The following is an 18,923-nucleotide window of genomic DNA, read 5'->3' as shown; positions in this document are numbered from 1 at the left end:
ACGTCCTCCACCAACCCTGGACGGCGCGGTCGGGATCCGGAGGCAGCAACACGACCCCGGTCGCTGAGACCCGGCCGACACCACGGCCCGGAGGCGTGCTCCTCGGAACACCACGTTCCGAAGAACGAAAACTTCCGTTGACATCGTGAAAACCGCCCGTTTATCGTCGATTCACCTTAAAACTTCCGCTCAGCGGAACCCCTCAGCCACACCTTCCACACGACCCCCGCAATCCCCTACCGGCCCCCATGTCCACGGACGCACACAACGGTGAACGAGCGTGGTTGATGCTCTCTCTTCTTGACCGCGAGCGAAGCGTCGCTCCGGCCGACTACAACCGGTGGTTCATTCCACCGTCGGCGCTGGCCGTGCATCTGTCCATCGGCCAGGTGTACGCCTTCAGCGTCTTCCGCAACCCCCTGGTGGAACGTTTCGAGACCTCGCTGACGGCGATCGGGGTCATCTTCAGCATCGCCATCGTCATGCTGGGCCTCTCCGCCGCCTTCGGCGGCAAGTGGGTGGAGCGCAACGGTCCGCGCAAGGCGATGTTCTTCTCCGGGATCTTCTGGAGCGCAGGGTTCCTCGTCGGCGCCCTGGGCGTGGCCACCGGGCAACTCTGGCTCCTGTACCTCGGGTACGGGGTCCTGGGCGGCCTGGGCCTGGGGATCGGCTACATCTCCCCGGTCTCCACCCTCATCAAGTGGTTCCCCGACCGCCCCGGCATGGCCACGGGCATCGCCATCATGGGTTTCGGCGGCGGCGCACTCATCGCCTCGCCGCTCACCTCGGCACTGCTGGAGAACCTGGGTGAGACCCCCGCCGACGCCATCGCCCCCACGTTCCTGGTCCTGGGCGCGGGGTACTTCGCGGTCATGATGATGGGCGCCTTCACCGTGCGCGTGCCCCCGGAGGGCTGGACCCCGCAGGGCATGAGGGCCCCCAGGCCCCAACCCGACGGGGCGCCCGCCGCCGACGGCGTCACCGTGGAGACCGCCTTCACCACGCGGCAGTTCTGGCTGGTGTGGACCGTGCTCTTCTGCAACGTCACCGCCGGCATCGGGATCCTCGAACAGGCCGCACCGATGGTGCAGGAGTTCTTCGGCGACGTCGGACCCGCCGAAGCGGCCGGGTACGTCGGTTTCCTGTCGCTGTGCAACATGCTGGGCCGCCTCGTGTGGTCCTCGGCCTCGGACGCCCTCGGCCGCAAGCGCACCTACCTCGGCTACCTGGGGCTGGGCGGGCTGCTGTACCTGCTCATCGCGGTCGCCGGAACGAGCTCGGTGGTGCTGTTCGTGGCTCTGACCGGTGTGATCCTGTCCTTCTACGGGGGCGGGTTCTCGACCGCACCGGCCTACCTCAAGGACCTGTTCGGCACCCGCAACGTCGGCGCCATCCACGGACGCCTGCTCACCGCCTGGTCATTGGCGGGGATCGCAGGGCCGATGATCATCAACGTCATCGCCGACATCCAACTCGCCGCCGGACGCGAGGGCCCCGCCCTCTACGAGCTCTCGCTCCAGGTCATGGTCGGGGTGATGGCGGTCGGACTCCTCGCGAACACCCTGGTCCGCCCGCTGCCCGCGTCGGCTCTCCACAAGGACGGTACGAAGGAGGAGGTCGTCCATGACCGGGACTGAGACCAAGATCCGGTCGAAGATCGCCGCCGTGGTGCTCTGGGGGATCGTGCTCGTCGCCCTCGGGTACGGCGTCGTGCGGACGGCCGTCGACGCCGCCGCGCTCTTCGTCTCCTAGACCGCTCGACCAAGGACGGCCGCCCGTGCGCACGACGGGCGGCCGTCCTTCTCTCCTGCCGGGATCAGACCGCGAAGACCTGGGAATCGTCGGCGAAGGCCTTGAACTCCATCGCGTTGCCGGCCGGGTCGAACAGGAACATCGTCCACTGCTCACCCGGCTCGCCCTCGAACCGCACGTAGGGTTCGATGACGAACTCGGTGTCCGCAGCACGCAGGCGCTCGGCGAGCTTCTGGAACTCGGCGACGGTCAGGACGAGCCCGAAGTGCGGGACGGGCACGTCGTGGCCGTCCACGGGGTTGTGGATGCGGCGCTGCCCCTCGGGAGCCAGGTGGGTCACGAACTGGTGGCCCTCCAGATTCCAGTCGATCCAGGTGTCGGAGCTGCGCCCCTGGGAGAGACCGAGCACCTCACCGTAGAAACGCCGGGCGGCCGCGAGGTCGTCGACGGGAACGGCCAGGTGGAAACGGGGGATGGGTGAGTCCAGAACGGTCATGCCGACACCTTCCTGTGGAGGACCGAGAACGGTCGCACTCAATGTCCGAATGTTGACATTAGAGTGTCCGGAGGAGGTTCGACAAGAGTGGCAACAGACAACAGGCCGCTGGGCGGGGTCGGCCCGGCACGCCGCCGGGGGCTCGCCGACGAGGTCGCCGACAGCGTCCGCGCAGCGATCTTCGACGGGACCTACCCGCCCGGCACCCAGCTGCGCGAGACCGAACTGTCCTCCGCGCTCGAGGTCAGCCGCGGACCGGTCCGCGAGGCCCTCATGTGCCTGGAGGGCGAAGGGCTGCTGCGCAGCGGCTGGCACCGCGGCGCCGTGGTCGTCGAACTCTCCGGCGAGGACGTGGCCGAGATCGACAGCCTGCGCGGAACCCTCGAACACCTCGCCGTACGGCTCGCCGTCGAACGGGCGTCGGAGGAGGACCTCGACACCCTCGCACGTGTCGCCGACCGCATGCGCCGAGCCGAGGACGCCCACGAACTGGTGGCCCTCGACATCGCCTTCCACGATGCGGTCTACGCCGCAGGCGGCCACCGCCGCCTGCAGGAGGCCTGGCACACGATCCGCTCCCAGGTGCACCTGTTCCTCGTCAGCCGTATCGGCGTCAGCGTCGAGGACTACCTCGCGACCGTGCCCGGCGAACACCGCGACCTCGTCGAGGCCCTACGCGCACGCGATCCCGAGGCCGCGCTCCGTCTCTTCGCCGACCACCGCTCGCACGCCCTCCACGTGCTCACGGGACGGGACAGGGCCTGACCGCACCGGAGACCGTCCGAACCGGTCACACCACTCCCCGCTCCAGGGTGTCGAGCAACCGTCCGAAACCCTCCGGTGCCCGGAACGACCGCCGGGCCGAGGTCCGTACCGGGAGGTCCCCGGGGCTGCGCACGGAAAGGCCGAGGCCGGTGAGGCGCTCCACCAGGGCGTGGTCCTCCCCCGACCCGAGGTCGGGAAAGCCGCCTGCGTCGACGTACGCGGAGGCCCGGACCCCGAGGTTGGCACCGTGAACATGATCGTGCCCGTCCGCCACGGGGAACCGCAGTCCGAACCGTTCGGCCAGTCCCTCGGAGCGCAGTGACCAATCGGTCACCTCCACGGTCCCGGCCACGGCGTCGTGTCCGGCCTTCGCGTGCACGAGCTGGTCGGCGATCCACCGGACGGGAACGAGGGTGTCGGCGTCGGTCGAGGCCAACCAGACCGAGTCGGCCGGGACCCCGCCCGCCAGGGCCAGTGCGCGCCGCACGCCCACGTCCCGGGCCGCACCCACACCGCAATGGGGCACCTCCACCACGTGGGCGCCCAGGAGACGGGCTGCCGAGGCCGTTCCGTCCCGGCAGCCGTCGGCCACGACCACCACGTGGCGGTGCTCGGGAGGCACGGGCGCGTGCTCCAGGGCGCGGTGCACCGCAGAGAGGCAGGCCGCCACACATGCACTCTCGTCGTGGGCAGGGACGACCACCGCGACCGTCCGGATCACGGTGCCTCTCCGCGCGCCGTGCCCAGATGCCCGACCGTGAAGGCCTCCAGGAGGAAACCGTCCTCGATGTGGCGGCACGTACGCGACAGCCACGGTGTCCCGTCCAGGATCCGGTGGACGTCGTCACCGGTACGGACGTGCTCGGCGGCCTCGTGGCGCCAGTGCACGGCGATCACCGTCGCCCCCGGAGCCGAGGAGGACAGAGTGCGGTCCAGGACCCCGCGCAACTCGGTGTTGTCGAAGTAGTAGAGCACCTCCGACAGCACCACCAGGTCGAAGGTGCCCTCCGGCCAGTCCTCGGGCACCCGCCCCCGCACCACCCGTACGTGGTCGAGCCCGGACAGTTCACGCCGTGCCTGCGCGACCGCCCCGGGAGCGGAGTCCATGGACAGGATCCGGGAACACCGGGCCGCCAGCCCCCGGGTGAGCAGACCGATCGAGCATCCGGCTTCGAACGCCGACCCGTACCGCTCCTCAGGCAGGGCGGCCAGGGTGAGACCGCGTTTGCGGCGTTCGTACCAGCGGTCCCGGAAGTCCCACGGATCGGGCGAGCGTTCGTACATCCGGGTGAAGAGAGCAGGGTCCGTGCTCAACCGAACACCACCTCCTCACCACGCCCGAAGTGCTCGACCATCTCCGCGCCCAGTACGGCCTCGTCGCCCGGCAGATCACTCAACGGTGCGATCTGCGTGGTGAAGCACCCGATCGCGGCCGACTTCCGGGACAGGGCCCGTTCCGACAGTTCCACGCGGTACGCCCGGTCCCAGGGAACGGCCGCGGCGCCGGGCTCGGCCCAGTGCCACATCCACACCGGATACTGGAACAGCTGCACACCGCAGGCACGCGCGGCATCTGCCGCGGCCGATCCGGCGGCCATGTGGTCCGGGTGCAGGTCCCCCGCCCACGAGCTCACACACAGGTCGAACCCCGACAGGAGCCGGGACAGCCGCAGGGCAATCTCGGCCTCGGCGCCGCCGGCCTCGCCGTCGGGTACACCCAGCCGGATCACGTCGGTGTCGGGCACCCCGAGCTCGGCCAGGGCCGCGGAGCGCTCCTCCACGCGTCGCTGCACGAGCTCCTCGGGCGAGGTCGTGGGACTGCGCGGATGAGAACCCTCGCCGTCGGTCACGGCGACCACACGCACATGGACACCGCGCTCCGCCAGCATGGCGAGTGTCCCGCCGAAACCGAGGACCTCGTCGTCCGGGTGCGGGGCCACGACCGCGAGGGAGCGCACACCATCGAGGTCCAGGTCGGGGATGCGGGCCGTCCGCTCCCAGTCCAGCCACCGGTTCTCGTCCGTTCCCGGACCGTCGATCGGATGGGGTGGTTTCATGACCGGTCCCTCCCGTGTTCGTGTGCGGCCGACTCACCGAGACGCGCCAGATCGCGGTCCCCGTGGTGTTGGCGGATGTAGACGGACAGGTCCTGCGCGGCCCGGGTGTAGGCCGGGTCCGAGGCGAGGGGTCCCGCTCCCAGGGCCTCGGCGCAGTGCTGCAGAACCGAGGTGCAGGACGAGACCACCGCCGAGCGGACCAGGAGGGCACGCTCGGCGGCCCTGCCCTCGGCGTCGTCCGGGTCCTCGTCGATCTCCCGTGCTGCCCGCCGCAGTACGTCCTCGGCGCAGCGGAGGTCACGGACGACCGCGCCGAAATGGGCCAGTGTGTGCGGGTCGGTCCCTTGTCGGCGTGCCTTCGCCGCGAGGGGTTCGGCCACCGCGAGGGCGCCCCCGTACCAGCAGGCCGCCACGCCGGCCCCGCCGTGGTGGAAACCGGGGCGGTCCGTGTACGCGTTCGGTGCACCGACCCGGACCGCGCGGACGTTCCTGAAGTCCACGGTGCAGGTCTCGCTGTCGGACATGCCTGCTGCGGCCCACGTCCCGGGGTCAGCGATGGTGTGCTTGTTCTCGATCGTGAACAGGAGGCGTTCACCCGAGTCGGGTTCTGCGCTCACCAAGGCGCGTGTACAGGTCCGGGCTCCCGAACAGAACGGCTTGCTGCCCTCGAGGACCCATCCGGTGTCGAGTGGGCGGGCGCGCAGCCGGTACCCGGGTGGATGCGCGGCCCAGACGCCCCAGACCGCGCTCCGGGAAGGCGGGGGGTCGCCGAGTTCGGCCAGGATGGCCAGCGCATCGACGTGGCCCTCGGCCAACCGTGCCAAGGACAGGTCCTCGGTCCCCAGGCGGATCAGGGTCTGCCACCTGAGCCAGGTGTCGCCGCTCCCCGGGAGCGGGATATCGAGGCCCCCGCTCTCTATCTCCCGCAGGAGCGCCCGTGTCGCCGGGGACGTATTCTGTCCGTTCTCGTACCGGTGAGCGGAAGAGCCGGTACCCGCGGCGTTCCGCACGCGTGTTCGTGCTGTTCCGACCGTGCTCATGTGCACCCCCGTGCAGCAGCGGTGTGACCCTGCGCTGCCCCGGCGGGACGAGCACCAAACAGGAGCAGGGCCTCTGCCCGGCATGCCGTGCAGAGGCCCGTACTGTTCAGGGGCGTTCCTCCCGTTCTCCGGGAGCCTCGTGAACCCTGTCGGCCCCAACGGGGTGGGTGGCCAGGCCGTGGAGCCGGGTGTCGGGGCCCGGGAAGCGTGTACCAGCCGTGCGAACGCGTGTTCACCGGTCAGCTGGTACCGCTCCATGAGGATGCCGGTCGCCTCACAGCTCCGCGACCGCGGAGCTCCCGGCCGTTCGGTGAGCAGACGTCGGGGGCGGCCCGGTTCTCCCCCGGAAACCGGGCCGCCCCCGTGAGGGACACCCGCCCCGGCGTTGCCGGGATCCCTCGGGAGCTCGGGTGGCCCGACGGGAATGGACTTCCGCGGTCACCCGAGCAGGCTCACCCGCTCCCTGCACAGCACCCGCCCCTCTGAAACAGACCGGCCCCGTCGGAACGTCGAGGGCCGTGCGGCCGCCCCCGCGGGGTCGGGACGGCGTGTACGAACACCCATCGGCAGCGGCTCGTTCCTGACCGGCCGGGAGAACGTCCCCGTGTGAATCGGGGACCGGGTGGAGAAAGGAACCGGAACCCGACAAGGCGTGTGTCGGGTGAGGTGATCTCGCTCCTCAGTGCTTACGGTGGGAAAACCGTGTCCAGTCACTGTCCGGGCGCGACGAGGAACTCCCTTGTTCGGCCACCGGTTCTTTTGTCGATCCGATGTTCTTCCTGCGCACGGGGGTAGAAAGTTGGTTCATGGGTTCAGGGGGGATGTGGTGTCGATAAGAACCCTCTTCCCTTTTTTCGGGGTTCCTACAGCATCAGACTATTTCTGCCCATGGGGTGAAGAGACGGTCGCCTGGCCGGAATCGGACAAAGGAATATCGATATGACCCTTTGTGTGGCATATGCCCCATGGCTTTTCATGAACGGGCACGCATCCCAACGATTCGAAAGGGAATCCCCCATGGCCGACATCCTCCATTCGGGGCCCGACAGGCGCAGCCTCCTGCGTGGAGCCGCCCTCGCCTCGGGTGCCATCGCCCTGGGCGGAGGTTTCACCGCGATGGCCGCCACGAGCGCTTCCGCCGAAACCTCCGGAACGAGCTCGGCAGTCCGTGCGGCACAGCCTTACCTGTACTGGCGAGGCGCATGGAACGCACGCCCGCCGAGCAGCCCCGTCCAGGTTCTGGCCTCGGCCCCGAACTACATCGTGGTTCACCACACCGCGACGCCCAACAGCACCGACTACTCACTCGACCATGCCCTGAGGCTGTCCCAGTCGATCCAGAACTACCACATGGACACCCAGGGCTGGATCGACACCGGCCAGCAGCTGACCATCAGCCGTGGTGGCCACGTCATGGAGGGCCGCGACCGCACGGGCGAAGCCATCCAGGCGGGCCAGCACGTCGTGGGAGCCCATGTGGCCAACTACAACAGCAGCGCCATCGGTATCGAGAACGAGGGCCTCTACACGAGCGCGAGCCCGACGCAGGCCCTCAGCGACTCCCTGGTGACGACCATGGCGTGGCTGTGCGGGGCTTACGGGCTCAACCCGCAGAACGCGATCGTGGGCCACCGTGACTTCAACGCCACCGCCTGTCCCGGTGACGTGCTGTACAGCATGCTCCCCGAGCTGCGTAACAGGGTCGCCCGGACGATGGAGGTCTACGGATTCTCCACCGGCGAGCGCAGGAGCGTCCCGGCGGAGGACCGCCCGACCTACCCGTCCGTACCCGAGAACGAACCGGAGCGCGAGTTCTACCACGGTCCCGCCCGGGGCCCGGACGACTTCACCCGCTAGGAAGTCCCGTCCTCAGGTGGGGCTCAAGGGTCACCCCGGACACGGGGCGGCCCACGCTTCCTTCGGCCGGGCCGCGGACCGTGACCGCCGTGGCCCGGCCGGCCCGGGCGTCCCGGGTTCTGCACCGGTCCCGTGCGGGCCGACCGGGCACGCGGCGCACGACCCCGGAAACAAGAACGGCCAGGTGTTCGAAGAACTTCGAGAGCCAGGGTGGAGACACCCGGGGTTACAGAGGCTTTGTGAACCGCGTGCCTGAAGCGGTGTATCCGCGACTTGTGTAGAAGGTGTGCGCCTCGGTTCGCCGGTTTCCGGAGTTCAGTTGAGCCCGGCCCGCGCCCTTGGCCATGGCCCACTGTTCGAACATGGTGCACAGAGCTGTTCCGACGCCTCGCCCCCGTGCTCGCCCGGCGGTGACCAGAGCGATGAGCTGCGCGGCTGGAGCGTCGTCCTCCACGGGAAACAGCAGATGGCCGGCAGCGAAGCCGATCAGCTCTCCGGTTGCATCCTCGACGACCCAGAGCTCATAGGTGGGGTCACCAGCGAGACGTTCGAGGCGGTTCCGCACTTGCATGGCCGTCGCGGGGTGCGACAGATCTGCAAAGAGCGGCACGAGTTGGCCTGCATCTGTGGGATGAGCGCTCCGGACCGACAGTTGGGGTGACATCCTCAGAACCCTAGTTCTGGGGGACGGCCGTCAGTTCTCGCCCGCCACGGCCTTTGGCCGGAAGTGTCCGGTAACGCTGGAGCCCGTCACCCGGGACGGACGTATCCTCGCTACCGGGCGGGCTCGGGATCTGCGCACGTCATCAGCCGAGCCCTGCGACCGGACGAGGCCTCGCGGGTCGACACGGTCCTCGGGAAGGTGCGCGTGAACGCGGGGCTGAGGCGCACCTGATCGGCCCCACTCTCCCCGGGGTGGCCTATGTGCTGCTGGAGACCTCACAACCTCCCGCCCGGGTACGGGCCGCGTTCGTCTCTGATGACGACATCGCCGCCATGGCAGGAAGCTACGCGGTGGGCTCCTCGGGATCCGTGGATGAGGAGGTTTCCTGATGCTGCTCGTACCGATGGTCGCGGAACCAGAAGAGCCCGATCCCCGAAAAAGCCAGTGCCATGAACAGGTGCCACACCAAGTCCATCGAGGGCCCGACCAGGAAAAACCGGGTGATGCCCCATCCCGCCCACAGCAGGCCAAGAACCAGGTTCATCCAGCCCGCGTAATAGCTGTTCAACGGTGTCCTTCATCCGGACCGGAGGTTCTGTGATGCCCATGTCCACTGGCAGGAGCACCCGGTCCGAGCGGCTTGCACAACCCCTGCCCTACGAGTAGGAGCACACGGGTCGAGTGGTGCGCGCAACCCCCCAGAAGTATCGGGCGGACGTCTGCGTGGTGGTAGGCCCGGCGAGCGTCCCCCTTCTCGACCCCCGGAACACGGGTAACACCTTCGCCGGTGGGGCCGGGGGAGAGGGGCGCCGGGGGAGAGGGGCGCCGGGGAACTCGAGCGCAACGGTGCGGACGGGGACGCCTCACCGACCGATCGCCACTGCGCCCGGGGCTCGCCCATGGGGCGCGTGCGTGGCACGCCGCCGGGCGAACGGCCCCGGAAACACGAACGGCCAGGTGTTCGAAGAACCTCGAACGACCTGGCCTTGCGTCTGTCTGGAGCGGATGACGGGAATCGAACCCGCGTTATCAGCTTGGGAAGCTGAAGTTCTACCATTGAACTACATCCGCGTCGTCGTGCCGGGTGCGTGGCCCCGGTCGGCAACAGGACTCATCCTAGCCCACGTTCGGCCCCCGTCGGCAACTCGGTCCGCCGGTCCGAGTCGCGCCGGCTCGTGCGGGGCGATGGGAACCTGCCCGCACCGGGGCGGAAGAGCGGTGCGTCGACCGAGGTCGTCCGGGGTGTCGGCACAGCGGTAAGTTCGGAGCGTGCTGCTCTCCGATCGTGATCTCAGGTTCGAAATCGATTCCGGCCGGGTCAAGCTCGACCCCTTCGATCCCGGCCTCGTCCAACCCTCCAGTATCGATGTCCGGCTGGACCGCTTCTTCCGGGTCTTCGAGAACCACAAGTACCCCCACATCGACCCGTCGGCCGAACAGCCGGACCTGACGCGGTTGGTGGAGACGGACGGGAAGGAATCGTTCATACTCCACCCGGGTGAATTCGTGCTGGCTTCGACCTACGAGATGGTCTCGTTGCCCGACGACATCGCCAGCCGCCTGGAAGGCAAGAGCTCCCTCGGGCGCCTGGGGCTGCTCACACACTCCACGGCCGGTTTCATCGATCCCGGCTTCTCCGGCCACGTGACGCTGGAGCTGTCGAACGTGGCGACGCTGCCGATCAAGCTCTACCCAGGCATGAAGATCGGACAGCTGTGCATGTTCCGGCTCTCCTCACCGGCCGAACACCCCTACGGGTCGGCGGTCTACGGCTCTCGCTACCAGGGACAACGGGGGCCCACACCTTCGCGTGCACACCAGAACTTCATCCGGACCCGTATCGAAACCGAAGACTGACCTGCGTGCCTTCACGGCTCACCGTGTTTACGGTACGGTCATAGACCGCCACATACTGTCCTCATATCTCCTCTATGCATGATTGTTACGCATATCACCGTAAAAACGGGAGTGGCGTAAATCACGATCGGGCGCCTTGTGGGATCCACAACCGCCGCTGTAGGTCGGAGTACGGCTTTTATCTCAGTTAAACCTGTTATCTCCTGGTGACATACCTCCTGAACTGTGCGTTCACAAATCGGTAAGGTGGCGCTCCGACGTGAACCGGGTAGCAGGCCCTGCCTTGGCTGGTGCGCACAGGGGGCTCTGCGTAGGCCTGCTGCCCTCGGTATCCGCGGGTCCGACGTAGGGAGTGAACACAGGCTCCGTGCGTGCCTCGCGGTCGGGACAGCCCCATAGAGGAGACCGTGCCAGCAGTACGCGCAGACAACTTGTACAAGGTGTTCGGGAAGCAGTCGAGATCTGCCGTCGAGCGACTCTCCGACGGCAGCCACCGTGACACCATCACAGATCTCGACGTGACCGCAGCCGTCATCGACGTGTCCTTCGAGGTCGAAGCCGGAGAGACCTTCGTCGTCATGGGCCTCTCCGGATCGGGGAAATCGACCCTGATCCGGATGCTCAACGGCCTCCTGGAACCCACCGCGGGCACCGTGGAGGTCGACGGCGTCGACATCACCTCCCTGAGCAAGAAGCACCTGTTGAACCTGCGGGGCGAGAAGGTCAGCATGGTCTTCCAGCACTTCGCCCTGCTCCCGCACCGCACGGTGCTGGAGAACGCCGCCTACGGCCTGGAACTGCGCGGCCTCCCCAAACAGGAGCGCGAGACCAGGGCGATGCGCAATCTCGAGATGGTCGGCCTGGAGGGCTGGGAGCACAAGCTCCCGCACCAGCTGTCCGGCGGTATGCAGCAGCGTGTGGGCCTGGCCCGCGCACTCGCCGCCGACACCGACATCATCCTCATGGACGAGGCCTTCAGCGCCCTCGACCCGTTGATCCGTCGGGACATGCAGACCCAGCTCCTGGAGCTGCAGAAGCAGCTGGGCAAGACGATCATCTTCATCACGCACGACCTGAACGAGGCCATGCGCCTCGGTGACCGGATCTGTGTGCTGAAGGACGGTCGTGTCTCCCAGATCGGAACGGCCGAGGAGATCCTGAACAAGCCGGCCAACGAGTACGTGACCCGCTTCATCGAGGACGTGGACCGTACCCGTGTGCTGACCGCCGCTTCGGCCATCGACGCCGACGCGGCCGCCGACCCCGAAGCGCGCCAGGTCGACGCCGCCACCCCGATCGCAGAACTGTACGACGACATGAGCACGGCCGATCAGCTCCGTGTCGTGTCCGAGGAGGGCGAGGTCCTGGGCATGGTGTCCCGTGGTTCCGTTCTTGCCGCCCTCGCACCCGGGAAGGAGGACCAGGGATGAGTCAGGTCGCTTTCCCGCCCGAGATCCCGATCGGCGACTGGTTCGAGGCCGGTAACGCGTGGCTCAAGGCCAACTTCGGCATCGTCTTCGACGCCATCGGTGCTTTTGTACGCTGGGCCGTCGAAGTACTGTCCGGTTTCTTCATGGAACCGGCCGCCGGCCAGCTGGCCTTCATCGCCGCTCTGCTCATCGCCGCGCCCCTGGTCCGTTCGGCCAAGCGGTTGCCGTTGGCGATCATCGTCGGCGTGGTCTCGTTGCTCTACATCCTGCACATGCAGTTCGAGCTCGGGAACACCATCATCAACAGCATGCCGCCCTTCCTGTTCCTGTGGGCGGTCAACCTGTTCGACGCCGGGGTCGTCGACGCCTACTTCTGCATCTCACTGCTCTTCCTGATCGCGGTGACGGTTCTCGGTGCGTTGCACAAGAGCACCCGGATCCGCACTGCGGTGATCTCCGGCGGCTGGCTGGTCGCGGTCCTCCTGGGCTGGCTCGTCCTGCCCATGGTCGTCACCACCCCCATGTCGCTGCTGACGATCCTGCTGCTGAGCCTGCTCGCCCTGGTGGTGGCCGGATGGCGTATGGGTCTGTTCGCGGTCCTGACACTGACCCTGGTCGCCTCGGTGGGCCAGTGGGACAACGCGATGGACACCCTCGGCCTGGTCCTGGTGGCCAGCGCCATCGCCGTCGTCATCGCGATCCCCATCGGTGTTCTGGCGGCCTACAACAACACGGTCAGCAAGATCGTGAAGCCGGTCCTGGACCTCATGCAGACCCTGCCGGCGTTCGTGTACCTGATCCCCGCGATCTTCTTCTTCTCCATCGGCGCGGTCCCCGGCGTCGTCGCCACCATCGTCTTCGCGATGCCCCCCGGTGTGCGCCTCACGGAACTGGGCATCCGCCAGATCGACAAGGAACTGGTCGAGGCGGGCGAGGCCTTCGGTGCCTCCAGCCGCAAGATCCTCACCGGTATCCAGCTGCCGCTGGCCCTGCCGACGATCATGGCCGGCGTCAACCAGGTCATCATGCTCAGTCTGTCCATGGTCGTCATCGCCGGCATGGTCGGCGCCGGCGGTCTGGGCAGCGACGTCTACCAGGGCATCACCCGCAACGACGGTGCGCTGGGCTTCGAGGCCGGTATCGCCGTGGTGATCCTGGCGATCTTCCTCGACCGGCTGACCGCGGCCGTCACCAAGAACGGACCGAAGTCCGCTGCGGTCTGACCCGGCCGCACACAGCCACAACCCCGCACAATCACAAAATTCCCCGAGGGAAGGAACCCGTATGTACAGCCGTAAGCGAATGACCGGGCTGGCTGCCGCCGGCATGAGCGGTGCCCTGCTGCTCACCGCGTGTGGCGGTGGTGACGGCCAGGACCTGACCGGCGACAACGGTGGCGCCGGGGAGGACGCCAAGGAGATCGAGATCGCGCTGATCGCCTGGGAAGAAGGCATCGCGGTCACCCACATGTGGGAGGCGATCCTGGAGGAGAAGGGTTACGACGTCACCCTCACCGAGGTGGACGTCGCTCCGGCCTTCCAGGGCATCGCGAACGGCGACGTCGACCTGTTCCTCGACACCTGGCTCCCCACCACTCACGAGGAGTACTGGAACGACTACGGGGACGACCTCGAGGACCTGGGTTCCTGGTACGACAATGCGACCCTGACGTTGACGGTCCCCGCGTACATGGAGGACGTCAACGAGATCGGTGACCTGGCCGACCACGCCGACGAGCTCGACAACCGGATCGTCGGTATCGACCCGGGCGCCGGTCTGACCGCCCAGACCGAGAACGAGGCCATGCCGGGCTACGGCCTGGACGAGGACTTCGAGCTGGTCACCTCCTCCGGTGCGGCCATGCAGGCCGAGCTGGCCTCGGCGATCTCCGAGGAGGAGCCGATCGTGGTCACGCTGTGGCGTCCGCACCCGGCCTACGCCGAGCACGACCTGAAGGACCTCGAGGACCCCGAGGGCCACATGGGTGAGACCGAGAGCCTCCACTCCATGGGCCGTACCGGCTTCTCCGAGGACTACCCGTCTCTGTCCGGCTGGATCGAGGACTGGGAGATGAGCGACGAGGAGCTCTCCGCGCTCGAGGTCCTCACCCTTGAGGAGTACGAGGACGAGCCGACGGAGGGCGCTCGGGTCTGGCTGAGCGAGAACCCCGAGTTCCTGGAGCGCACCATGGGCGAGGACGCCGAGGGCCTGGAGTTCTGATCCCGGTCCGGCGCAGCCCGTTTCCTTGAGGCCCGGTTCCCCCTGAACGCCGACTGCGGCTGTCGAGCGCAACGGTCTAGGGGGAACCGGGTCTTCCTGTGCACAGGTGTTTCAGTGACCCCCCGATCACCGAGTCCCTTGAGAAGAAGGAATCTCACGATGTTCAGCCATGAGCGCATGCTCGGGTTGGCCGCAGCCGGTATGAGCAGTGTCCTGCTGCTCACGGCGTGTGGCGGTGACGGCCAGAACCCCACCAGTGACACCGAGGAGGCTGCTGAGGATCCCAAGGAGATCGAGCTGGCGGTGGTGGCCTGGGAGGAAGCCCTCATGGTCACCGCGATGTGGGAAGTGATCCTGGAGGAGAAGGGCTACGAAGTCGAGGTCACCGAGATGGACCCCGCACCGGTCTTCCAGAGTTTGGAGAACGGGGAAGCGGACGCCTACCTCGACGCCTGGCTTCCCAACACCCACGGGGAGTACTGGGACGAGTACGGGGACGACCTCGAGGACCTGGGCGTCTGGTACGACAACGCGGTCCTGACGTTGACGGTGCCCGGGTACATGGAGGACGTCGACGAGATCGGTGACCTGCCCGGCCATGCCGATGAGCTCGGCAACCGGATCGTCGGTATCGACCCGGGTGCCGGCCTGACCGCGCAGACCGAGAACGAGGCCATGCCGGGCTACGGCCTGGACGAACACTTCGAACTGGTCACCTCCTCCGACGCCCGGATGCAGGAGGAGCTGGAATCCGCGGTCACCAGGCAGGAACCGATCGTGGTGACCCTGTGGAGACCGCACCAGGCCTACGCCCAGCACGACCTGAAGGACCTCGAGGATCCCCAAGGCCTCATGGGTGAGCCCGAGACTCTGCACGCGGTGGGACGTGACGGTTTCACCGAGGAGTATCCGGTCCTGTCCGGCTGGCTCGAGAACTGGCAGATGAGTGACGAGGAGCTCGCCGAGCTCGCGGTCTTCGCCCTGGACGGGTACGAGGACGCCCCGAAGGAGGGCGCCCGCGTCTGGCTGGGCGCCAACCCCCAGTTCCTGGAGCGCACCCTGGGCGCGGACGCCGCAGGGCTGATGTTCTGATCCCGGCTCTGCGCGTGCGGTCGCTGAACCGGGCTCTCGCCATATGAGCGCGGGCCGCTTCCCGGACGGGAAGCGGCCCGCGTCGTCGTGTCAGGGGCGGCCGGTTCAGATGCCGTAGTAACGCCCTTGGGCGCCGCCCTCCTGACCGGGATCGATCCGTGCGCGCCGTGCGTCGCGTCGGGGCAGCATGTAGGCCGACGCCAGGCCGCCGATGAAGCCGAACAGGTGGGCCTGCCAGGAGACACCGGGGTACTGGGGCAGCACACCCCAGATCATCGTTCCGTAGAAGAGGACCACGCAGATCATGATGACGATGTCGACGGTCTTGCGTTCGATGACGCCGCGTAGGACCGTGTAGCCGAAGTAGCCGAAGACGAGGCCGCTGGCACCGACGGTCAGGCTGTGGGGGGTGCTGAACAGCCACACGCCCACGCCGCTCACCAGGACGATCACGAGCGAGGTGAGCAGGAACCTGCCCAGTCCGCTGAAAGCGACGAGTGAGCCCAGGACCAGGAACGGCAGTGAGTTGCCGAGCAGGTGCTCCAGGTTTCCGTGCATGAACGGCGCGGTGAGCACGGTCCAGGGCGAGTCGAGGTTCCAGGCACGCAGGCCGAAGGCGCGGTCTAGTTGGCCGAACATCAGGAAGCTGTCGATCAGCTCGAAGACCCACATGGCGGCGAGCATGCCGGCCACGGTCACGATGGCGGTGATTCTGGACTCCTTCACGCCATCGAGGGTAGAACACGCGGCTCCGGTCGAGCATGCGCATGTGGTGTGTGTGACGCAATGGGCTGAGATGACAGGAAAAGCCCGATATGGGTGTTTCAGTGCTGGGTGAGGGAGCGGTCCCGTGGAGGGATCCCTGCGGCGGCCATGAACATCTCGACGCGACCCGGGTCGGTCATGCCGGTCAGTGGCAGGTAGGAACGTGCGGTGCGCCGGTTGTGCAGCGAGGGGAAACGCATGGGCCGTCCGGTGTTGTCGCGCAGGCCGAGGGAGCGGGTGCGCCCGGGGAGCACGTGGTAGGAGCCGATCTCCTCGAGGACCACGCTGACGCTGTAGTGGCCGAGGGTGTAACGGAACTCCTCGGTGTCGAACTCCATGACGGGCGCCTGGATGCGGTGGCCGTGCACGATCAGTGCGGCGCCGAGGAGGGCGAGCAGGAGGCCGAGGACGATGTTCGCCCAGTGCGCCGGGTCGAGGACGACGGTGAGCACCGCGAGCACGAACAGAGTGTAACCGGACCACAGCTCCACGTGTTTGCGGCCTGCGGGGCAGGCCATGCGGACTGTCTCGGGCACGACGCGAACCTCTCTCGGTGGGCGCTGCGCTGAGTGGGGGCGGCAGCGGGGGTGGTCCTGCGCGTCGATCCTAACGGCTCGGGTCGGGTGGCATTCCTGGTTTCGGTCATCCCGGGGGCTCGTTTGCGGACACGCTCTGTGATCTTTTGTCGCACTTAATTCCTTTTGTCTGTTTTGTGGGAAACCCAGAGATAGATGGGATGATTGAGTGGTCAGATCTGCCGATGATGTGTCAGGTTCGGCGTGAGGCGATGTGTGGGTGACTAAAATTACCTTATGCGTGTTTTGTCTCTTATGCCTGCTTCTCTCTGCGTCACTATTCGGCTTTTCTCCGTGAAAAAAAGGCCGAGGAGAAAGGTAAGCACTGTTGACGCAAGGATCGTCGGGTGCATTTCTCTGCGGTGGCCGAATCCAGGGCGCGGATGTGGCTGTATCTCTGGTGGTCTGCGGAAACGCCGCTGTTTCGGCCCTGGGGATCCCATGTTCGCTGTCGGGGGCCGATGGGCGCGAGCGGGTTGCGGATGTGTCACGAATCCGGCATTGGGGCTATACATACATTTCGCTGAATGGTGTCGTGTGCGACTAATCGCCTAAGTTCGGCGAGTGTGCAGAAGTGTGCCTCGCCGCGAGAACGGGTCGTTTCACGGATCAAAGGTGTCATCAATGCACAAACGCAGGAAAACGCTGGCTCTGGCCGCGGCCGCGACATCAGTGGCGATGCTCGCGAGCGGCTGCTCCGGTGAGGGTGGCGGCGACAGCGGACCGGACAGGCCACGTGGGTGATCAACAGCCTCCCGTCCGCCTGGCAGGCCGTCAGCATTGCCGGCGGCAGTGTCTATGTCGTCCAGATGCTCTCCGGGGTGCTGCCCTACACCGGCCAGTGGAACCCCGAGGGCGAGTACGAATACAACATGGACGTGCTCGCCGAGGAGCCCGAGCTCGTCAACGACGACCCCGACGAGGGCCCCTTCGAGTGGAAGTTCACCTTCGACGAGGACGCCGTGTGGAGCGACGGCACCCCGATGAGCGGGGAGGACCTGAGGGCCACCTGGATGATGTCGGCCTCGCCGGACGAGGGTTACTGCGAGGGTTGCGACTCCCGAGGCACCATGAGCGCCGACAAGATCGAGGAGATCGAGACCGACGGCCAGACCGCCACCATCCGCCTCAAGGAGGGGCTGGCCGACCCCGAGTGGGAAAGTGTCTTCGACGCCCACAGCGTCGCCGGCGGTTTCCTGCCCGCGCACCTGGCCGAGGAGAACGGGTGGGACATCGACGACCCGGCTCAGCTCGGTGAGTACTACGAGTGGCTGCACAGCACCATGCCCGAGTGGTCGGGCGGCCCGTACCAGATCGTCGAGGGAGACCTGAACACTGAGGTCATCAAGGAGCCCAACCCCGAGTGGTGGGGTGACGAGCCAGGCCTCGACCGCATCCGGATGCCGTTCAACGACGACGAGGGCACCTTCTACAACGCCTTCGTCAACGACGAGATCGACGGCGCCAACCCCGCGGACTACAACGAGGACGTCTTCACCCAACTCGAGGGTGTGGACAACGCGAACATGGGCATCGACGAGGGCTCGACCTGGGAGCACCTGTCCTTCAACCTGGAAGTCGAGGCGCTCCAGGACGTCGAACTGCGCCGGGCGATCTTCACCGCGATCGACCGCGACGACATCGCCAGCCGCAACTACGAGGCCGGCTACCCCGAGTACGAGCTGAAGAACAACCACATCTTCGGCAACGACAGCGAGTACTTCGTCGACCATTACGAGGACGAGACCCAGGGCACCGGTGACATCGACGCCGCCACCGAGATCCTCGAGGACGCCGGTTACGAGATCGAGGGCGACCAGCTCACCCTCGACGGCGAGGAGGTCGGCCCCTTCAGCCTGCGCAGCACCGACTCCAGCGTGCGCAACACCTCGGTCCAGCTGATCCAGCAGAAGCTCGCCGAGATCGGTATCACCGCCAACATCGACATGACCGATGACCTGGGCACCATGACCGCCGAGGCCGACTACGACATCGTGCAGTTCGGCTGGTCCGGTTCCCCCTGGTTCGCCACCAACCCGGAACAGTTCTGGCACTCCGAGAGCGGCAGCAACTTCGGCGGCTACGCCAACGACGAGGTCGACGAGCTCACCGAGGCGGTCACCAACGCCTCGAGCCTCGATGAGGCTGCCGACAAGGCCAACCAGGCCATGGAAGTCCTCGTCCCCGAGGCCTACGTGATGCCGCTCATGGCCGATCCGAACTACTTCTTCGCCGACGAGCGGCTGGAGAACGTGCACGACAACCTGAACTCCAGCTACCGCGCCACTTACAACATCGGTGAGTGGACCCTGGCCGACCAGTAGGCACCGGCCCGTCAGGGCCCACTCGGCCC

The 18,923-nt window shown here is 67.1% G+C and carries 18 protein-coding genes, 1 tRNA gene and 2 pseudogenes; 11 read left to right on the top strand and 10 right to left on the bottom strand.

All coding sequences use genetic code 11. From position 1 onward, the window contains the following. Window positions 1–248: 248 nt before the first annotated feature. Both D456_RS0117270 and D456_RS27810 read left to right on the top strand, forming a co-directional pair. The gene (locus D456_RS0117270; RefSeq protein ID WP_017577435.1) at window positions 249–1,637 is read left to right on the top strand and encodes an L-lactate MFS transporter; all 1,389 of its coding nucleotides are present in this window, start codon (window positions 249–251) and stop codon (window positions 1,635–1,637) included. Continuing rightward, window positions 1,624–1,752 carry an MFS transporter small subunit gene (locus D456_RS27810; RefSeq protein WP_017577434.1) on the top strand — a complete coding sequence of 43 codons (129 nt, stop codon included), beginning with the start codon at window positions 1,624–1,626 and terminating at the stop codon, window positions 1,750–1,752. Before D456_RS0117270 ends, D456_RS27810 begins: the two co-directional genes overlap by 14 nt. Window positions 1,753–1,816: 64 nt before the next feature. Here D456_RS27810 and D456_RS0117260 read toward each other — a convergent pair whose 3' ends face one another. Continuing rightward, on the bottom strand, window positions 1,817–2,248 hold the full coding sequence (locus D456_RS0117260) for a VOC family protein (protein WP_017577433.1): 432 nt from the start codon (window positions 2,246–2,248) through the stop codon (window positions 1,817–1,819). An 87-nt stretch (window positions 2,249–2,335) separates the two neighbouring features. Here D456_RS0117260 and D456_RS0117255 point away from each other — a divergent pair, with 87 nt between their 5' ends. Then, window positions 2,336–3,013, top strand: a complete 678-nt coding sequence (locus D456_RS0117255) for a GntR family transcriptional regulator (RefSeq protein WP_017577432.1) — start codon at window positions 2,336–2,338, stop codon at window positions 3,011–3,013. A 25-nt stretch (window positions 3,014–3,038) separates the two neighbouring features. Here D456_RS0117255 and D456_RS0117250 read toward each other — a convergent pair whose 3' ends face one another. The 4 genes from D456_RS0117250 to D456_RS0117235 are packed head-to-tail and all read right to left on the bottom strand — an operon-like array spanning window position 3,039 to window position 6,110. Continuing rightward, the gene (locus D456_RS0117250) at window positions 3,039–3,734 is read right to left on the bottom strand and encodes a glycosyltransferase (RefSeq protein WP_017577431.1); all 696 of its coding nucleotides are present in this window, start codon (window positions 3,732–3,734) and stop codon (window positions 3,039–3,041) included. After that, window positions 3,731–4,327: a class I SAM-dependent DNA methyltransferase gene (locus D456_RS0117245; RefSeq protein WP_017577430.1), complete on the bottom strand. Its 597-nt coding sequence runs from the start codon at window positions 4,325–4,327 to the stop codon at window positions 3,731–3,733. Before D456_RS0117245 ends, D456_RS0117250 begins: the two co-directional genes overlap by 4 nt. Next, a complete protein-coding gene (locus tag D456_RS0117240) occupies window positions 4,324–5,070 on the bottom strand; it encodes a PIG-L deacetylase family protein (RefSeq protein ID WP_017577429.1) in 747 nt (248 codons plus the stop codon). The genes D456_RS0117245 and D456_RS0117240 overlap by 4 nt, the downstream gene beginning before the upstream one ends. Then, window positions 5,067–6,110, bottom strand: coding sequence for an acyl-CoA dehydrogenase family protein (locus D456_RS0117235; protein ID WP_026115964.1), 1,044 nt, complete (start codon window positions 6,108–6,110; stop codon window positions 5,067–5,069). Before D456_RS0117235 ends, D456_RS0117240 begins: the two co-directional genes overlap by 4 nt. Window positions 6,111–7,127: 1,017 nt before the next feature. Between D456_RS0117235 and D456_RS0117230 the strand changes: the two genes are divergently transcribed. Next, on the top strand, window positions 7,128–7,967 hold the full coding sequence (locus tag D456_RS0117230) for a peptidoglycan recognition protein family protein (RefSeq protein WP_017577427.1): 840 nt from the start codon (window positions 7,128–7,130) through the stop codon (window positions 7,965–7,967). A gap of 226 nt (window positions 7,968–8,193) precedes the next feature. Here the strand turns inward: D456_RS0117230 and D456_RS0117225 are convergent, their stop codons facing one another. Continuing rightward, window positions 8,194–8,631, bottom strand: a complete 438-nt coding sequence (locus D456_RS0117225; protein ID WP_026115963.1) for a GNAT family N-acetyltransferase — start codon at window positions 8,629–8,631, stop codon at window positions 8,194–8,196. Window positions 8,632–8,781: 150 nt separating this feature from the next. Between D456_RS0117225 and D456_RS27570 the strand changes: the two are divergent. After that, window positions 8,782–9,020: pseudogene (locus D456_RS27570) on the top strand (cell division protein FtsK); the annotation flags it as partial. Here the strand turns inward: D456_RS27570 and D456_RS0117220 are convergent. Then, a complete protein-coding gene (locus D456_RS0117220; RefSeq protein WP_017577425.1) occupies window positions 8,975–9,199 on the bottom strand; it encodes a hypothetical protein in 225 nt (74 codons plus the stop codon). The pseudogene D456_RS27570 and the gene D456_RS0117220 sit on opposite strands and share 46 nt — an antisense overlap. 429 nt (window positions 9,200–9,628) lie before the next feature. Further along, window positions 9,629–9,702: transfer RNA gene (locus tag D456_RS0117215), tRNA-Gly, on the bottom strand. A gap of 198 nt (window positions 9,703–9,900) precedes the next feature. On the opposite strand from D456_RS0117215, the gene dcd reads away from it, so the two are divergent. From dcd to D456_RS0117190, 5 genes are all read left to right on the top strand, one after another. After that, window positions 9,901–10,488, top strand: a complete 588-nt coding sequence (dcd, locus tag D456_RS0117210; RefSeq protein WP_017577424.1) for a dCTP deaminase — start codon at window positions 9,901–9,903, stop codon at window positions 10,486–10,488. 431 nt (window positions 10,489–10,919) lie between these two features. Further along, entirely contained in the window at window positions 10,920–11,918 is a 999-nt protein-coding gene (locus D456_RS0117205; protein ID WP_017577423.1) for a quaternary amine ABC transporter ATP-binding protein, read from the top strand. After that, window positions 11,915–13,141 carry an ABC transporter permease gene (locus D456_RS0117200; protein ID WP_017577422.1) on the top strand — a complete coding sequence of 409 codons (1,227 nt, stop codon included), beginning with the start codon at window positions 11,915–11,917 and terminating at the stop codon, window positions 13,139–13,141. The genes D456_RS0117205 and D456_RS0117200 overlap by 4 nt, the downstream gene beginning before the upstream one ends. A gap of 61 nt (window positions 13,142–13,202) precedes the next feature. Then, on the top strand, window positions 13,203–14,138 hold the full coding sequence (locus tag D456_RS0117195; RefSeq protein ID WP_026115962.1) for a glycine betaine ABC transporter substrate-binding protein: 936 nt from the start codon (window positions 13,203–13,205) through the stop codon (window positions 14,136–14,138). 159 nt (window positions 14,139–14,297) lie between these two features. Continuing rightward, a complete protein-coding gene (locus D456_RS0117190) occupies window positions 14,298–15,230 on the top strand; it encodes a glycine betaine ABC transporter substrate-binding protein (protein ID WP_017577420.1) in 933 nt (310 codons plus the stop codon). Window positions 15,231–15,335: 105 nt separating this feature from the next. Here D456_RS0117190 and D456_RS0117185 read toward each other — a convergent pair whose 3' ends face one another. Beyond that, a complete protein-coding gene (locus D456_RS0117185; RefSeq protein WP_017577419.1) occupies window positions 15,336–15,956 on the bottom strand; it encodes a rhomboid family intramembrane serine protease in 621 nt (206 codons plus the stop codon). Between the two features lie 98 nt (window positions 15,957–16,054). Next, entirely contained in the window at window positions 16,055–16,513 is a 459-nt protein-coding gene (locus D456_RS0117180) for a hypothetical protein (RefSeq protein WP_017577418.1), read from the bottom strand. Window positions 16,514–17,194: 681 nt separating this feature from the next. Here D456_RS0117180 and D456_RS24415 point away from each other — a divergent pair. Then, a pseudogene (locus tag D456_RS24415) lies at window positions 17,195–18,894 on the top strand (ABC transporter family substrate-binding protein). Window positions 18,895–18,923: the final 29 nt, after the last annotated feature.

The sequence above is a fragment of the Nocardiopsis kunsanensis DSM 44524 genome, assembly GCF_000340965.1.
Classification (GTDB): Bacteria; Actinomycetota; Actinomycetes; order Streptosporangiales; family Streptosporangiaceae; genus Nocardiopsis; species Nocardiopsis kunsanensis.
Note: the sequence above shows the minus strand (reverse complement) of the source record. Positions and strands in the feature narration are given on the sequence as shown.

Bases quoted from the DNA above. Each gene is read 5' to 3' on its own strand.
- D456_RS0117230 (WP_017577427.1), top strand. From the start codon at position 7,128: ATGGCCGACATCCTCCATTCGGGGCCCGACAGGCGCAGCCTCCTGCGT.
- D456_RS0117190 (WP_017577420.1), top strand. From the start codon at position 14,298: ATGTTCAGCCATGAGCGCATGCTCGGGTTGGCCGCAGCCGGTATGAGC.
- D456_RS0117270 (WP_017577435.1), top strand. From the start codon at position 249: ATGTCCACGGACGCACACAACGGTGAACGAGCGTGGTTGATGCTCTCT.
- D456_RS0117260 (WP_017577433.1), bottom strand. From the start codon at position 2,248: ATGACCGTTCTGGACTCACCCATCCCCCGTTTCCACCTGGCCGTTCCC.
- D456_RS27810 (WP_017577434.1), top strand. From the start codon at position 1,624: ATGACCGGGACTGAGACCAAGATCCGGTCGAAGATCGCCGCCGTGGTG.
- D456_RS0117195 (WP_026115962.1), top strand. From the start codon at position 13,203: ATGTACAGCCGTAAGCGAATGACCGGGCTGGCTGCCGCCGGCATGAGC.
- D456_RS0117235 (WP_026115964.1), bottom strand. From the start codon at position 6,110: ATGAGCACGGTCGGAACAGCACGAACACGCGTGCGGAACGCCGCGGGT.
- D456_RS0117240 (WP_017577429.1), bottom strand. From the start codon at position 5,070: ATGAAACCACCCCATCCGATCGACGGTCCGGGAACGGACGAGAACCGG.
- D456_RS0117180 (WP_017577418.1), bottom strand. From the start codon at position 16,513: ATGGCCTGCCCCGCAGGCCGCAAACACGTGGAGCTGTGGTCCGGTTAC.
- D456_RS0117225 (WP_026115963.1), bottom strand. From the start codon at position 8,631: ATGTCACCCCAACTGTCGGTCCGGAGCGCTCATCCCACAGATGCAGGC.
- D456_RS0117200 (WP_017577422.1), top strand. From the start codon at position 11,915: ATGAGTCAGGTCGCTTTCCCGCCCGAGATCCCGATCGGCGACTGGTTC.